This window comes from Sorangium sp. So ce1014 (assembly GCF_051521505.1).
Taxonomy (GTDB): Bacteria; Myxococcota_A; Polyangia; order Polyangiales; family Polyangiaceae; genus Sorangium.
Map to the genome: position 1 here is coordinate 6,700,252 of NZ_CP150356.1, position 14,991 is coordinate 6,715,242.

The following is a 14,991-nucleotide window of genomic DNA, read 5'->3' on the forward strand; positions in this document are numbered from 1 at the left end:
TTCGATCCCGATGCCGTGAGCGGTGATGTGCCTCTCGTTCCTCGTCGCTGCTCCCCTCGGAGCTCGATCATCCCAGCAGGGACCACATCTTGTAATCGATGGCCCTGAGGAGGGGGACGCCGATCCAGAGATAACCAAGCGTCCTTTGTGACAGGTAGATTCGCGCTCGTCCCGACATGCCTGAAGGCCAGCCGGGGTTCTCCATCTCCCGCGTGCCCACGACGACGAAGGCGTCGCTCCCGGCGGTCACCGGCGCGATCTCCTGGACCTCGACCTCCACGGCGCGGTGCGGGTCGCCATGGGCGCGCAGCGCGGCCTTGCTCCCCGGCGCGAGGTCGGCGAGCGGCTCCTCCTCGGAGAGCCAGATCCGCGCGCTGATCCGGCGGAGGTCGTGGATCTCGCACAGCGCGTCCCCGCGCGCGAGCCGCGCGTGCAGGCGCTCTTCGACGTGCCGCCCGATCACCACGCCGTCGATGGGGCTCCGCACCGTGAGGTGCTCGCGGCGCACCTCGAGCCCCGTGAGCTCGGCCTCGAGCTTCCGGACGAGCGCTCCTGCCTCGGCGATGTCCTCCTCGCGGGATCCGCTCCGGAGCGCGTCGAGCTTCCGCTCGGCGAGCACCGCGTCGTCGGCGGCGCGGGTGGCGCCGTGCGCCAGGAGCAGATGTTCCTGCGCGCTGCGCAGCGCGGCGTCGACGAGGAGCGAGGAGCGACTGGCCTCCTTCCGCAGGTGATCCCTCAGCGACAGCGCTCGCCGCGAGCGCTGCTCTGCCAGCGCGATCTCCTCCTGCCGCGGCCCCTCCTTGATCGACCGGGCGCGGAGCCGCGCCTGGGCGAGCTGGATGGCGAGCCGGTCTCGCTCGATGGCGAGCGCGTCTGCGCGGAGCGTCGCCAGCACCTGGCCCCGCGCGACGAGCTCTCCGTCCCGCACCGCGATCTGCTCGATGATCCCGCCCTCGGCGGCGCGCACCACGGCGCGCTCACGCGGCTCCACCACCATGCGGCCGTCCACCGAGAGCGGCCAAGGACAGCAGAGCAGCCCAGCGACCGCCGAGCCCAGGGCCGCCATCGCCAGCGTGCGGCGCCGGGTGAAGACCTGCCTCCGCTCCCGGTGGAGGAAGCGCGCAAAGGCGATCGCCGCGGACACGACCTTCGAGCCGAAGAGCTTGTAGCTGTAGAGCACCGCCAGGACGACGCCGACGCCGTGGAGATACCGCACCGCGAGCGGGAAGAGGAACCCGAAGCAGACGCCGCCGATGAACAGGATGGAATAGACGCCGCTGGCGACCCCGAAGGCGATGAAGATCCTCCGCTCGCGCGGCGTGACCGGCCCCGCTTCCGGGCCGACCCCGAAGAGGGTGCGCCTCAGCAGCCCCCGGATGTACGCGAAGGAGCGCTCGCTCAGATCCGGCATATCAAGGTAATGCGTGAGCGCGAAATAGCCGTCGTAGCCCTTCACGAGCGGGAGCAGGTTCGTGCCGATGACGTAGAGATCGTAGGTGAACCAGACGAGGATCGCCTTGCGAAGGAAGAAAGACTCTGCCGCGACGTGATAGCAGATGAGCCAGAGGCACAGCACGGCGAGCTCGACGAGCACCCCGAAGAGATAGACGACGATCTTGTGTCGCCGGTTCGAGAACTGGTGGGCGTTCGTCACGTCGCAGTAGGCGCCGGGGATGACCCCGTAGAAGAGCATGAGCCCCATGCTCTCGACCTTTCCGCCGTAATGCTTGCAGGCGAGGCCGTGCCCGAGCTCGTGCAGGAACAGCGTCGAGCTGCCGATCACGAGGGGCGCGAGCAGCACGTTCCCCCAGTGGAACGACGACGCCGGGGGCACGCTCACGTCGACGAGCGCCACCGCGGCGCCGACCAGGAGCAGCGCGAGGAAACAGACGCCCCACCCGCTGAAGACGAAGCGCCCGATCAGCCGGTCGAGCCTGCTCAGAAAGCGATCCGGGTTCCAGAGGTGCACCATCCTCATGTGCGACGGCAGCAGCCGGTGGCACCGGAAGAACACCTCCGCGATCGTCGAGAGGACCGCGCGCGCCCGGGTATTGTTCGGGTTCACCTCGATCACCGCGGCGAGGTACCTGGCGGCCTGACAGCACCTGCCCGCCTCGATCTGCCGCAATCCCGCCCCGAAGAGCGCGGTCTCCTCCGCGGCGAGGCGACGGCCGCCCTCCGACTCTCCTCGACGAAGAGCGAGCCCGCGCCGCCGGAGCTCCCGCAGCACGGCGCGCCGCATGCCGGGCGGGTCCACCTCGTACGAGGTGATGTCGAGCAGCATCTTCCCCGCGAGGAAGACCGTGAACCGCCGGATCCGCTCGACAGGAACCGTGATGCCGTGAAGGAGCTCGAGCTCGCCTGCCACCTCGGCGAAGGAGCGCTTGCCGTCGAGGAGCTCCATGATGGCGATCTGGAGATCGCTCATCTCGTAGAACGCCGAACGGAGCGGGTCCTGGACCAGCGTGACAGCGCGTACCCCGTCGTCCTGACGGTGATACACGAGGTCGTCGCGGAGCTTGCAGCGGCCGGGCGGCTTCATCAGATGAGGAACCGGAGCCGGATCCACCTGACGGTGCGGCGCAGGGCCAGCCACAGCAGGCTGCTGTCGCCGGTGTTGATCTCGCCGTAGCCCGTCATCTTCCCGAGGAGCCGCCCGTCAGGATTGTCGACCTCCGTCATCACGCGGATCACTTGCTCGCCGTTCCGCTCCTCCACGCTCCTGGAGATGAAGTTCACCGTGCCCCGGAAGGGCATGAGCGGATAGCTCTGGACCTTCACGGCCGTCGGCTGACCGAGCGTCACGACGTCCATCTCCCTTTCGGGGACGAAGATCTCGATGCGTGCTTTTCTGAGGTCCTCCACCTCGCAGAGCGTGTCGCCGGCACGGACGCTCTGCGCCACGTGCTCACGCAGCTTGGGGGTGACGACGATCCCGTCGCTCGGCGCGACGATCGTCAACCGCTCGCGCCTCCTCTCGAGGTCCTGGAGCTCGATCTTGGCGAGCTCGAGCTCCGCGACGGCGGCGTCGACCTCCTCTTGCCTTGATCCTGCGAGGAGCAGGCGCAGCTCCGCCTCGACCATCGCGAGGTCCTTGCGCTTCACCGCCAGGTCCCGCAGGGCGCTGTCCTTTCGCTCGGCGGTCTCGACCTGCGCGGCGAAGAGGGCCGACCTGCGCTTGGCCTCGGTCTCGGCGAACTGGACGTCGTGCGCCCTCGCGGCGACAGAGGCCCTCGTCTGGTCGATCTCTTCCTGGCGCGGTCCCGCGCGGACCTTCGCGAGCTCAGCGCGTCGCCGCTCGATCTCTGCATGGGCGCGCAGGAGGGCGGTGTCGAGGTCGTGCGCGTCGAGCCGAGCGAGCACATCGCCGACCCTGACGTGATCTCCCTCGTCGACAAGGATCTCGGCCACGAGCCCCTCGATGTGCGCTCGCACGTCGACGCGCCTGAACGGCAGCACGATGCACGGCTCCGTCACGTAGAGCGGATAGGGGATGACCGCGAGCGCGCCGAGGAGGACAGCGGCGAGGCAGAGCGGCAAGAGGCGGCGGGCGGCAGGGCGCGTCCACCAGGGCGCCTTGACCCGGACCCACGCCTCCCCGAGCGCCGGCTGCTCCTCGACGCCTCGTGCCGCGGCTCCACCCTTCGCCTCGGCGGAGGGCGCAGCATCGGCCGGCTCCGGTGGGCTGGCCGCGTCAGGCGACGGCGCCGCGGACGCTGGCTCCTCCTGCCCGGCGGGCGGCGCCGACCCGGCGGGCGACACGGACGCCACAGGCTCGTCCGGCGGCGACGTCGCCGGCCGCGCATTGGCGTCTTCGTCCTCCTTGCTCTCGCTGAACGCGCACGGCTCCGCGGCGCCGTCGCCGTGCACGAGCCCGTTCCCCGCCGCGCTCGGGCGGCGCGCGGGCATGCCCTCGAGAGCCGCAACGAGCTGTGAACGGAAGGCATCGAAGTCGATGGCCATCCCCGCGGGCGGCTCCATCCGCGCCGCCCGGGCGTGCAGCGCAGGCTGTCGGCCGACGAGGAGCCCGAGGGCGGCGATCTGCTCGATCAGACTGGCCACCTGCTGGCGGGTGACGTCCGGGAAATGCCGGCGCGCCCTCGACGTGAGCTGGTCCAGATCGCGCCTGCCGTCCATCTCCTGGGCGACGAGGCAATCCAGCTCGTAGAGCGCGTGCTGCGTGCCAGCGACCGGGTCATAGACCAGGACGACGCTCGGCTCGGAGCCCCGAAAGAACTTCAGATCCGGTCGGAGCGCAGGAGCGCCCGGCGGATGATGCTCAAAATTGGAGACCACAGCCTTCTCTAAGCACCCCAGGCGTCGGGCCTGACAAGGCATTCATTATATGATGACGATTTCTCTGTGCCAATATTTTTTGGCATCCAGAAACAACAGCCTGTTCCGATCCCACGCGATCCCACGCGATCCCACGCGATCCCACGCGATTTCACGCGATCCCATCCCCCAGGGCCCCCATGGCGTGCGCGATGCCGTCTTACCCGCATGCACCCCGCGTTCACCCCATGGGCGCCGGGGCTTCGCGGAAGGGGCCCGTCGCCACGGTCAGATTGTCAGTCCAGTGTCAGTCCAGGCAGAACAGGTTGCAGCATCGTGACCATGGCGTTTCGAAGAGCTTCTGGAATCGCCAAATTTACTGGATTCTGGTCACCTTGAAAAAAGGAACAGCACCTGGTGTGACACAGCGCGCGGCGGGGCCGTCTGTGGGACAAACGTCCTGGCAACGCCGGGTGAGCCTCGTGCGCCGCCATGGAGCCGGTTGGCCCCTCCGCAGGAACCGGCTATAGCTCCGCCCCATACGACATGAAAACCATCGGGCTGATCGGGGGCATGAGCTGGGAGTCTTCCCTCTACTACTACCGAATCATCAACGAGGCCGTCAAGCAACGCCTCGGTGGCCTGCACTCCGCGGAGTGCCTGATGTTCTCCGTGGACTTCGCCCCAATTGAGAAGATGCAGGCGCAAGGTCGCTGGCAGGATGCGGGCCAGGTGCTCGCAGACGCAGCGGTGCGGCTAGAACGCGCGGGCGCCGGGTTCCTCGTCCTTTGCACGAACACGATGCACAAGGTCGCCGGGGTCATCGAAGAGCGGACGCGCCTCCCTCTTCTCCATATCGCTGACGCCACAGGCGCAGAGATCCGGCACCGGAGGCTCCGCCGGGTCGGGCTGCTCGGGACCCGCTTTACTATGGAGCAGGACTTTTATCGACAGCGCCTGACAGAACAGCACGATCTCGACGTGCTAATTCCAAACGAGGCGGAACGGGAGACGATCCACCGGGTCATTTACGATGAACTCTGTCTTGGACAGATCAATCCGTCCTCTCGACAGAAGTATCTCGCGATCATCGAGAACCTTGTCGCTGCGGGCGCCGAAGGGATCATCCTCGGGTGCACGGAGATCATGCTCCTCGTCGGGCAGCAGGACGTTCAGGTACCTGTCTTTGACACGACGAGGATCCACGCGGTGGCCGCCGCGGAGCGAGCGCTCGAAGGAGAGCCGGCTCAGCTCACCGTGTAGCACCCGGGGGCTCGCGCTTCCTGGGGCGCTGTGTCGGCGAGGATGGCATCGACAGCTAGACCTGCCGCCTCCCCGCGGCGCGCCTGCGGCTGACCTCCAGGCCGCGGCCGAGGCTGCGCAGGACGAGCAGGTCCTCGCCGAGGTCGACGTCGACAAGCGCGCGGGCGACCTCCGGGCGAACGCCGGTGAGGATCGGCCTGGAGCCGAGCAGCTGGATCGCGCGCGCCAGCTGCTCCAGGGCCGCGGCGCCGTCCGGATCGAGCGCGTCCGCGCCGGTGACGTCGAGGACCACGTGGGACGCCCGCTGCGCGACGATGGCGGGCAGGAGCCGCTCGCCGAGCTCACCGGCGCGCTCGGCGTCGAGGCGCCCGATGAGCGGCACCGCGAGCGTGCCCCGGCCGACGTCGAGGATCGGCGCCGACAGCGTGAGGATCTGCCGCCGCTGCTCCTCCACGAGGGCGAGCGAACGGTTCAGCTGGTCGATGAGCCGGACCTGCTGCTCGATCTGCCCCTCGGCGCGCCGCTGCGCCGTGACGTCGAGCTGCTGGACGAGCACCGCGCGCGCGCCGGTCACGGGATCGGTCGTGGGGCGCGCCTCCACCTGGTGCCACCGCTCGCCGTCGGTCGTGAGGACCCGCAGCTCCCCCGACCAGGGCGCCTCGGCGTCGATCACCCCGCGGACCTTCGCGCCCTCGCCCTCGTCCGGGAACACCCCGTCGATCTGCGGCGCGTCGCCGAAGGCGCGCAGGGCCGCCGGGTTGTGGAAGAGCACCGCCCCCGCGCGGTCGACGAGGCTGACCAGCACGGACGAGTGGCGGACCGCCTCCACGCCGCGCACCATGGAGGCGTCGACGCCGGAGGCCTGCGGGAGCGCCTGGAACAGGATGGCGAGCCGCCCGTCGTCGACGTGGATCGGCTGGCCGTGGAGCGTCACGGTGGCGGGCGTCCCGCGCGGGTAGAGCGTCCAGTCCTCCACGACGGTGCCGCCCTCCGCGAGGACGCGGAGGTAGCCGTCGAGCCGCGCGCGGACGGCCGGTGACAGGTCCGAGAGATCGCGGGAGTACAGCTCGGCGCGATCCAGCGCGCGCCAGAACTGGAGGGCCTTCGCGTTGGCCCAGGGGAAGCGGTGCCGGTCGTGGTCGTAGACCCACGCCGGCAGGATGGACAGCTCGAGGGCCGACAGGCGCTGGTCGAAGGACGTCATGTCGTGGCGACACGTCATACGACGCCCTCGGCCGTCCTGCACGTAGCTTCACTCGTGCGGCTGGTTCACGTACGGGTCTCGCCCCGCCTCCGCATAGCCCGCCACGGACTGGGGGCTCGAGTCGACGGCCAGCTTGCAAGGGCTCCTGAGCGTCACGTTCGAGTTGTAGAACTGCACCGCCTTGATGTCGGGATACCGCTTCAGGGCGTCGACTATGCCGCGCATCCACTCGCCCTTGCGGTTCGGGTCTGCCGGGTCCTCGTGGCTGGAGAACTCGCTCAGGATGTACGGCTTGTCGCCGTGCCAGGCCCTCTGCGCCGGCTCGTGCATCCACGTGTAGTGACTCCCGAACGTCGTCGCGGGATCTTTCCACCCCCCTCCGTTGCACTCATAGAAGTTGTAGGGGTCGTATCCGAGCCAGTCGACGTAGCTGTCTCCGGGGTAGAGGGCGGGGAGCCGGGCGCGCGTGCCGCTCCAGCCCATCGGGGTCCAGACCCACACGACGTTTGTCGCGCCCGCCTCGCGGAACAGGTCGACGACGCGCCGGTGCGCGGCGACGTAATCGGCGTCCGGGCCATCTGCGCTGTGCATGTCGGTGTTGTCCATCTCGTGGTCGAAGGCGATCATGAGCTTGCCGGGCGCGTTCTTGACGCGCTCCGCGGCCGCCCGGATGACGGCGTCCTGCGAGCCGTTCGCGATCTCGGTCCACGTGACGTTCTGGCCCGCCGAGTAGCGGCGCGTCTCCCACGACAGGTGGACGAGATATCCTTCCCTCATCTGCGCCGTCTCGAACCTGTCCGGGAACACGCCGTTATCGGTGGTGCCCCAGTCGTGGTAGCGGTACACGATGTCGAGCTTGCGGCCGGCCTTCTGCTCGAAGTCCTTGATCGCGAGGCCCCAGTCCCAGCCATGGTTCCTCGCCGAGTTGTACCCGCCCCACCAGGCGCCGTTCCTCGGTACGAGCTTGTCCGACACGACGGGCTCGCCGTCCGGCGGCGTGCCGCCGTCCTCGTCCGGGGACGTGACATCGATCCAGACGAGCGACGAGACGAGCGACCCCTGGCCGGCGGTGTTCTGGAAGACGAGCTCGGTCCGCAGCTGGTCGCCGTTCGCCACCGCGAGGCCGCCGAACGGTTCGCTCAGGTTCTGCTGGCTCGCGCTGAGCGCGCGCGCCGGGCCGGAGCCGATCAGGGTATTGCCGTCGTAGAGGTTGACGCGCACGGTGCCGGCGCCGCCGTGGATCGCCCACGCCTGGTAGTTGACGACGACCTGGCTCGCGCCGCCCGCCGGGGCGCCCGCGTAGCCGAGCGTCAGCGACGCTGCGGCGGCCCCCGGCGCGCTCCGCGCTAACGTGCCGCCGCCGTCGCTCGCCCCGAACGAGGTGCCGTCGTCGACCAGCCTGAAGATGGGCGCCGTGCCGCCCCCACCCCAGATCATGTTGAGCGCGACGTCGCTCGTCGGCACGAGGCTCACCGCCTGCGCGACGGCGGACGCGTGCTGCTCGGACAGCTCGGCGCCGGCGAGCTCTCCCGAGCCGCAGGCGGCGAGGAGGGCGGACACGGCACACAGCAGGAGTCGTTCATCGAGCAAAGGAAAGCGGGTCCGAGAAGTCATCATGGGAACAGAGAAAGCACACATGAGTCGGAGAGCAATAGTTTGATTGAATTTCGCATCTTCTGCAGCCACGCTGCACGCAAAGACCTCATAATGACACCTTGTCATGAATCGAGATCACCGCGCTCCGCCGCGCATCATCACGCGAGTTTCCTGGATTTCCGCGCGGCGCTTCACGCGACACACACGCTGGATTGTTAATTAGTGTTATGCCCCGGAGAAGAGTTGTAGCGCGGCGCCGGCGGCGCTCCGAGCGTGTGCGGCCGTATCGTCCGCTGTCCGCTCTTCGCCGCCTGCTGCCTCTTGCGGGCGCCCTGACGCCCGCTCAGCGGGTGATCTGCCACAGCAGCTCGAGCAGCTCTTCCACCGCGAGCCGCCGGGCTCGCCGGCCTTCCCAGGCCGAGGCGGTCACGACGGCGCTCGCCCGTCTCGCCGTGTCCCTGGCGATCTCCGCCTGCCGGCGCGAGCGCTCCTCGTCCTCGATCTGCTGCTGCCGCGCCCTCGCGGTGCCGCCCGACGCGGCGAAGGCGAGGAGCAGCGGGAGCTCACCCCGGTCGAACCAGGTGCCGTGCTCCCTGCAGATGTCGACGATGATGCCGCTCTTGCCGGCGAAGTTCTTGCGGTTCATCGGCTGGCCGCACGCCGGGCAGCGGATGTAGCGCACGCGGACGTCGACCTGCTCCGGGCGCCGCGGCGGCCTCGGCGCGCTCGTGCCGTAGCTCTCCCGGCTCTCCAGGAGGTCTCGCAGGAGCGCGTGGTCGACGAGCTGGCCGCCGCATCGACCGCAGTCGCGCAGCAGGCCTGTCGCGGCGCGGAACGCCGAGAAGGGCTCCTCGCACTCGGAGCAGCGGAGCGCGTCCGGCTCCGCGATCGGCTCCAGGCCGAGCTCGTGCTCGCAGCCGCCGCAGCGCTCCGCGTCGGGCGGGTTCAGCTGGTAGCAGCCGCCGCAGCGCACGGTGGCGAGCGGGCCTGTGCACCCGGGATCCGGGCCTGTGCACCCCGGATAACAGCGCCCCTCTGCGTCGATCAGGAGTCCGCAGCGCGAGCACGTGCGCATCCCCCGATGGTAGGCGAAGGGCGCGCTCACGAGAAGCGGCGACGCGGGCGCCCTCGATCGGGCGCCGGAGTGGCCGCCGTCGGGTCATCAGGGCTGCGCGGGCTCAGCGCACCCTGGCGGGCGACGCGGGCTCAGCGCACCCTGGCGGGGCGCACCGACGGACGGGAGCTCCGGGATCGGCCGCCCGGCGGCGCGCTGGAGCGACGCACCCGCTTCCCGAGCTCCTGGAGGAGATATCCCATCGCGACGTCGTCGTCGTGAAACACGACGACGTTGTCGTTGTTCTCCTCACGCAGGAGCCGGTTCACCTGCAATGCGCCGACCGCCGTCCGCACCACAACGGCGACGGCGGCGAACTCCTGGCATATCATGCTGCGGGTGCGCATCGTCGCGGCCTCGAACGCCGGATCGTTGTTCATGGCGGGCCGGCGGATATCCACGAGGTGGCCGAGGCTCGCGCGCTCGAGCGACTCGTAGATCTGCAGCGCCTCGGTGTGGACCCGGATGAACTCGTCGGGGGAGGCATACGGGACTTCAGAACGGGTGCTCCGGACGACCGAGCGCTCCAGTTCGAGCGTGACCGTCAGGTACTCGTTCTGCAGCAGGACCGACATGCCCCCGACAGGATAGCGGGCCGACGGCGGGCGGGTACCTGAAAAGCTCTGGCGGGATCAGGGCCACGCTGCCCCTCGGCGCTACGGGGGCTGGCTGCCACACCGTGTCAAACGGAGGCGCCTCGAGATCCACCGCAATCATGGCGTGAGCTCGGCGAGCTCATCTTTGGCTCACGGCGAGACAACCCCCTTCAGGACCAACTCTCGTCTCCATTCGAGGCAGTCCCGCCCGCAGCCCGGGCTCACTCGAACCGCAGCGCCTCCACCGGATCGAGCCGCGCCGCGCGCCGCGCCGGCCCCACGCCGAAGGTGATCCCGATCAGGATCGACACCCCGAGCGCCAGACCGACGGCATACGGCGGCACGATGGTCGCCCATTCCCCGAACCGCGACAGCAGCACCGCCGCCGCGTACCCGAGGCCCACGCCGGCCACGCCGCCCGCGAGCGACACAACGACGGCCTCGACAAGGAACTGCCGCAGGATGTCCCGCCGCCGCGCCCCGACCGCCATGCGCACGCCGATCTCGCGGGTGCGCTCCCGGACCGACACAAGCATGATGTTCATGATCCCGATGCCACCCACGATCAGCGATACCGCCGCCACGCTGCCGAGCAGCGTCGTGAAGGTGCCCGTGATCTGCCCCATCGTCGCCAGCATCTCGGCCTGCGACCTCACCTCGAAATCGCTCGGCTGATCCGCGCGCAGCCGGTGGCGCAGCCGGAGGAGCTGATCGAGCTGCGCGATCACCACATCGGACCGATCCTCGCTCGCGAGCTGGAGCGAGATGGTCGACAGGTGGTCCTGCCCGAACAGCACCGACCGGTGCGTCGACATCGGCACGAACACCCCGTCGTCCGGCGAGCCCATCCCGGAGCCCTTCTCGGCGAGCACCCCGACCACCCGGAACGCGCTCCCGTTGATCTGGAGGCGCGTGCCGAGCGGCGAGCCGCTCGCGTCGACCCCGTACAGCTGCCGCGCCACGTTCGCGCCGAGGACCACCACGCGCGCGCGTTGCTGCTCGTCGAGGTCGGAGAACGCGACGCCGCTCGCCACCGCGAGCGAGCGGACCTCGAGGTACGCCGCCGTGATCCCGGTGACGGACGCGTTCAGGTTGCTCGCCATGTACCGGAGCTGCGCGCTGCCGCTCCGCTCCGGCGCGACCGCCGAGACGCCGTCGAGCCCCTTCAGCGCCTCGGCGTCGCCCTCCGTCAGCGTCTTGACCGTCCCGGAGCGCACCCCGCTCGCGGACGCCGACCCGGGGCGCACCATCAGCAGGTTCGCGCCGAGCGACCGGATCCGCCCCTCCACGCTGCTGCGCGCGCCCTCGCCGATGCCGAGCACCGCCACGACCGCGGCGGTCCCGATGATCATGCCGAGCATCGTCAGCAGCGTGCGCATGCGGTTCGACGCGAGCGATCGCCACGCGCTCTTCGCGGTCTCCTTGATCAGCATGCCGACTCCATCTCGCTCGCGTGGAACGCCGACACCACCGTGCCCGACGGGCCGTCGGCCACGATGCGGCCGTCCTTCATGTGGATGGCGCGCGCGAGCGACCGCGCCACGCCGAGATCGTGGGTCACCATGAGGAGCGTCGTCCCGTCCGCGTTCAGCGACATCAAGAGCTCCAGCACGTCGCGCCCCGTCCGGCTGTCGAGCGCGCCCGTCGGCTCGTCGCACAGGAGGATCGACGGCCGCGTCACGATCGCCCGGGCGATCGCGACGCGCTGCCGCTGCCCGCCCGAGAGCTCCGACGGCAGGTGCCGCGCGCGCGCGGCGAGCCCGACGCGCGCGAGCGCGCTCTCCGCGAGCGCCCAGCTGTCCTTGACCGCCCCGTAGAGGAGCGGCAGCTCGACGTTCTCCGCCGCCGTCATCCGCGGCAGCAGGTTGAAGCTCTGGAACACGAACCCGATGTGCCGGTTCCTGAGCGCCGCGAGCTCGTCGTCGTCGAGCTCCGCCACGTCGCGCCCCCCGAGCCGGTACGTGCCCTCCGTCGGCCGGTCGAGGCACCCGAGGATGTTCAGCAGGCTCGACTTCCCGCACCCGGACGCCCCGATGATCGCGACCGACTCGCCGCGGCGCACCTCGAAGCCGATCCGGTCGACCGCCCGCACCGCGAGGTCCTCGCGATCGGCGTGGTACACCTTGGAGAGACCGCTCACGAAGACCGGGACGTCCATCTCAGCGGCCTCCTCGCGAGCCCATGCCCATGCCCATCCCGCGCATCGGGTTCTGCCCGCCGCGCTGCCCCTGCCCTTGCTGCGGCCCCGGCGCGCCCGCGACGGGCGCGCTCGCGAGGACGTCGTCGCCCTCGCTCAGCCCCTCGACCACGACCATGTGCGTCCCGTCGGTCGCCCCGGTCTTGATCGGCCGCTCCTCGCCGCTCGTGAGCCGCACGAACCGCCGCTTGCCCGCCGACTGCACGGCCAGGAGCGGCACGAGCAGCACGTCCTTCTGCTCCGCCGTCACGATCTCCACGTCCGCGCTCATCCCCGACCGGAGCAGCGACGCCTCCTTGTCGTTGACGACGATCTCGACGTCGAAGGTCACGACGCTCGACACCTCCTTGCCGAGCGGGCTCACGCGATCGACGACGCCCTGGAACACCCGGTCCCCGTAGGCGTCGACGCGGATGTCGACCCGCTGGCCGGGGGCCACGCGGCCGATCTGCGCCTCGTCGATGGCGCCGACGATGCGCAGGTTCGTCAGGTCGGCGAGCGTCATCACGGCGCTCCCGCCGCTCACGTTGGTGAGCGCCGACGAGACGAGCGTCCCCTTCTCCACCGCCACGTCGAGCACCGTGCCGGCGATCGGCGCGTAGATCTGCATCTCCTTCACCCGCGTCTCGGCGTCCTGCACCGCGAGCTCGGCCTGCTTGAGCTGCGCCTGGGCCGCGGTCACCTGCGCGCGCCGCAGCGTCATGTTGGCGCCCGCGACCTTCGTCGAGTGCGCCGCCGAGCGGGCGGTGTCGGTCGAGCCCAGGCCGAGCTCCGCGCTCTTCTCGGCGATCTGCTGGCTCACCTCGTTGTTCTTGCGCTCGAGATCCGCGGCCGAGAGCGACGCCTGCGCCGCGCCGAGGTCGGCCTTCACGCGGTCGCGCGCCACGCGCGTCTCGGCGAGCTTGCGCTCCGCGTCCATCGGATCGAGGCGGACCAGGAGCTGCCCGGCCTCGACGTGGTCGCCCTCCTTCACGAGCAGCTCGATGACCTGGCCCGCGGCGCGCGACTTCACCTCGACCTGCACGTCGGGCTCGATCTTCCCGGACGCCGCGGCGGTCTCGGTCAGGCTCCCGCGGCGGATCTCGACCGTGGGGCCGGCGGGCGCCTTCGAGGGCGTCTGATACCAGGCGTACCCGCCGATCGCGAACGTCGCGATGACCGCCGCGGCCACGCCGGACATCAGGTAGCGTTTCTTGTTCCTGTTCATGACGACCTCCTGGGGAGCACCGAAGCGAAGCGATCGAGGAGCGCGCCCGTGGTGTGATCGAGCTGGAAGCGCGAGGTGAGCGCCGTGACCACGGCCCGCAGCTTGCGGAGCTCCGCCTCCCGCAGCGTCTGCTCCGCCTTCACCACGTCGGCCGACGTCGACGTCCCGAGCAGGAGCCGCTGCCGCTCCGCCTCGGCCAGCTCGCCGGCCAGGCGGGCCGTCTCCATCGCGAGCGCGACCTGATCGGCGGCGGCCTCGAGGGTCACCCGCAGCGTGGTGATCTCGGCCGCGATCGCCTCGGCGCGCGCCTGGTACCGCGCCTCCGCGACCGCGAGCTGCGTGCGCGCGCGCGCCGCGTCGGCGGGCGCCCGGCCCCCGCCGAACGGCAGCTCGAGGTCGAGCCCGCCGAGCACGCTGAACGCCGGCCGCCCGCCCGGGAGCGAGAGCCCTGGCAGGCCGTCATCGGCCCACAGCGTGCCCACGGAGGCGGTCGTGAACACGTCGAGCTTTACCTGGTCGGCGTCCTCCGCGGAGCTCACCCGCGCGCGCTGCGCCTCGAGGTCGGCGCGCAGGGCGGCGAGCTCCTGGGACCGCTCGCGCGCCGCGCGGGTCAGCGCGTCGGTCGCGGGGAGGGCCCCGAGGGAGGGCGGCGCGCCGGCCGGCGAGAGCGACGCGGCCCGCCCCGGGTCCATGCCGAGCGCGCGGCCGAGCGCGATGGCCCGCGCCGAGCGCGCCGCGCGGGCCTGCGACAGCGCGTCCGCGATCGACCCGGCCGACGTCGAGAACTGGAGGACGTCCACCCGCGTGCCGGTGCCGAGCGTCTCGGCGCGGGTCTTCGCGTCGTTCAGCTGCCGCTGCGCGGCCGCGAGCGCCTGCTCCTGCACGCCGATCGCCTGCTCCGCGTACCAGAGCTCCCAGTACGCATCGAGCACGTCGAGCGCGGTCTGGCTCGCCGCGAGGTCGCGCTCCCGCTCCGCGGCGACCGCCGACGCCTCCGCCTGCACGACCGGCGCGAGGACGGCGTCGGTCCCGGCGCCCCGGAGGAGCGGCTGCCGCGCGGAGACGTACGCCTCCGCGGTGTACTCCGGGCTCCGGGGCTGGGAGCTCCACGCCGTGTTCGCCGACGCGCCCACCTCGAGGCCTGTCCCCACGTCGGTCGTGTACCGGAGGGCCACGTTCGACGCGACGATCGTGCTGCCCGAGCGCGTGATCCCAACGTCCCCGTTGCGTAAGGCCTCGGTGTACTGTCCGGTCACGGAGGCGGAGAGCGTGGGCTTGCGGGCGCCTTGCTCGGCGGCGACGGCCTGCCGCGCGGCGGTGGCCTCGAGCAGGGCCGCGCGCAGCGACGGGTTCTGCGAGGCTGCGCGGCCGACCGCCTGCTCGGCGGTGAGCGTCTCGGCGCGCGCCGCGCTGCTCAGCGAGCACGTGGCGATCACGGCGAGGGACGCCAGCCACGGCAAGGGAACGGAGCGAGTGAGCGTCATGGAGCCCAGGCTAGGGTGCAGTGTCTCAAGAGGTGTCCGGTTCGTGTAAAGATTC

At 70.6% G+C, this 14,991-nt stretch carries 11 protein-coding genes; 1 reads left to right on the top strand and 10 read right to left on the bottom strand.

The features are described 5' to 3' along the window. Nucleotides 1-67: 67 nt before the first annotated feature. Nucleotides 68-2,542, bottom strand: a complete 2,475-nt coding sequence (locus WME75_RS25245) for an HlyD family efflux transporter periplasmic adaptor subunit (RefSeq protein WP_437475945.1) — start codon at nucleotides 2,540-2,542, stop codon at nucleotides 68-70. Next, nucleotides 2,542-4,296, bottom strand: coding sequence for an efflux RND transporter periplasmic adaptor subunit (locus WME75_RS25250; protein ID WP_437475946.1), 1,755 nt, complete (start codon nucleotides 4,294-4,296; stop codon nucleotides 2,542-2,544). The genes WME75_RS25245 and WME75_RS25250 overlap by 1 nt, the downstream gene beginning before the upstream one ends. A gap of 525 nt (nucleotides 4,297-4,821) precedes the next feature. On the opposite strand from WME75_RS25250, the gene WME75_RS25255 reads away from it, so the two are divergent. Then, entirely contained in the window at nucleotides 4,822-5,538 is a 717-nt protein-coding gene (locus WME75_RS25255; protein WP_437475947.1) for an aspartate/glutamate racemase family protein, read from the top strand. A 55-nt stretch (nucleotides 5,539-5,593) separates the two neighbouring features. Here the strand turns inward: WME75_RS25255 and WME75_RS25260 are convergent, their stop codons facing one another. From WME75_RS25260 to WME75_RS25295, 8 genes are all read right to left on the bottom strand, one after another. Then, nucleotides 5,594-6,742, bottom strand: a complete 1,149-nt coding sequence (locus WME75_RS25260) for a PAS domain-containing protein (RefSeq protein ID WP_437475948.1) — start codon at nucleotides 6,740-6,742, stop codon at nucleotides 5,594-5,596. A gap of 48 nt (nucleotides 6,743-6,790) precedes the next feature. Next, nucleotides 6,791-8,302 carry a glycoside hydrolase family 26 protein gene (locus WME75_RS25265; RefSeq protein ID WP_437475949.1) on the bottom strand — a complete coding sequence of 504 codons (1,512 nt, stop codon included), beginning with the start codon at nucleotides 8,300-8,302 and terminating at the stop codon, nucleotides 6,791-6,793. 379 nt (nucleotides 8,303-8,681) lie between these two features. Continuing rightward, nucleotides 8,682-9,413, bottom strand: coding sequence for a zf-TFIIB domain-containing protein (locus tag WME75_RS25270; protein ID WP_437475950.1), 732 nt, complete (start codon nucleotides 9,411-9,413; stop codon nucleotides 8,682-8,684). Between the two features lie 131 nt (nucleotides 9,414-9,544). Continuing rightward, nucleotides 9,545-10,027, bottom strand: coding sequence for a hypothetical protein (locus WME75_RS25275; protein WP_437475951.1), 483 nt, complete (start codon nucleotides 10,025-10,027; stop codon nucleotides 9,545-9,547). Between the two features lie 242 nt (nucleotides 10,028-10,269). Then, the gene (locus tag WME75_RS25280; protein WP_437475952.1) at nucleotides 10,270-11,481 is read right to left on the bottom strand and encodes an ABC transporter permease; all 1,212 of its coding nucleotides are present in this window, start codon (nucleotides 11,479-11,481) and stop codon (nucleotides 10,270-10,272) included. Beyond that, nucleotides 11,475-12,206, bottom strand: a complete 732-nt coding sequence (locus tag WME75_RS25285) for an ABC transporter ATP-binding protein (RefSeq protein WP_437475953.1) — start codon at nucleotides 12,204-12,206, stop codon at nucleotides 11,475-11,477. The genes WME75_RS25280 and WME75_RS25285 overlap by 7 nt, the downstream gene beginning before the upstream one ends. Nucleotide 12,207: 1 nt before the next feature. Further along, nucleotides 12,208-13,452, bottom strand: coding sequence for an efflux RND transporter periplasmic adaptor subunit (locus WME75_RS25290; RefSeq protein ID WP_437475954.1), 1,245 nt, complete (start codon nucleotides 13,450-13,452; stop codon nucleotides 12,208-12,210). After that, entirely contained in the window at nucleotides 13,449-14,936 is a 1,488-nt protein-coding gene (locus WME75_RS25295; protein ID WP_437475955.1) for a TolC family protein, read from the bottom strand. Before WME75_RS25295 ends, WME75_RS25290 begins: the two co-directional genes overlap by 4 nt. Nucleotides 14,937-14,991 lie beyond the last annotated feature (55 nt).

Bases quoted from the DNA above. Each gene is read 5' to 3' on its own strand.
- WME75_RS25275 (WP_437475951.1), bottom strand. From the start codon at position 10,027: ATGTCGGTCCTGCTGCAGAACGAGTACCTGACGGTCACGCTCGAACTG.
- WME75_RS25290 (WP_437475954.1), bottom strand. From the start codon at position 13,452: ATGAACAGGAACAAGAAACGCTACCTGATGTCCGGCGTGGCCGCGGCG.
- WME75_RS25270 (WP_437475950.1), bottom strand. From the start codon at position 9,413: ATGCGCACGTGCTCGCGCTGCGGACTCCTGATCGACGCAGAGGGGCGC.
- WME75_RS25260 (WP_437475948.1), bottom strand. From the start codon at position 6,742: ATGACGTCCTTCGACCAGCGCCTGTCGGCCCTCGAGCTGTCCATCCTG.
- WME75_RS25295 (WP_437475955.1), bottom strand. From the start codon at position 14,936: ATGACGCTCACTCGCTCCGTTCCCTTGCCGTGGCTGGCGTCCCTCGCC.
- WME75_RS25285 (WP_437475953.1), bottom strand. From the start codon at position 12,206: ATGGACGTCCCGGTCTTCGTGAGCGGTCTCTCCAAGGTGTACCACGCC.
- WME75_RS25280 (WP_437475952.1), bottom strand. From the start codon at position 11,481: ATGCTGATCAAGGAGACCGCGAAGAGCGCGTGGCGATCGCTCGCGTCG.
- WME75_RS25245 (WP_437475945.1), bottom strand. From the start codon at position 2,542: ATGAAGCCGCCCGGCCGCTGCAAGCTCCGCGACGACCTCGTGTATCAC.
- WME75_RS25255 (WP_437475947.1), top strand. From the start codon at position 4,822: ATGAAAACCATCGGGCTGATCGGGGGCATGAGCTGGGAGTCTTCCCTC.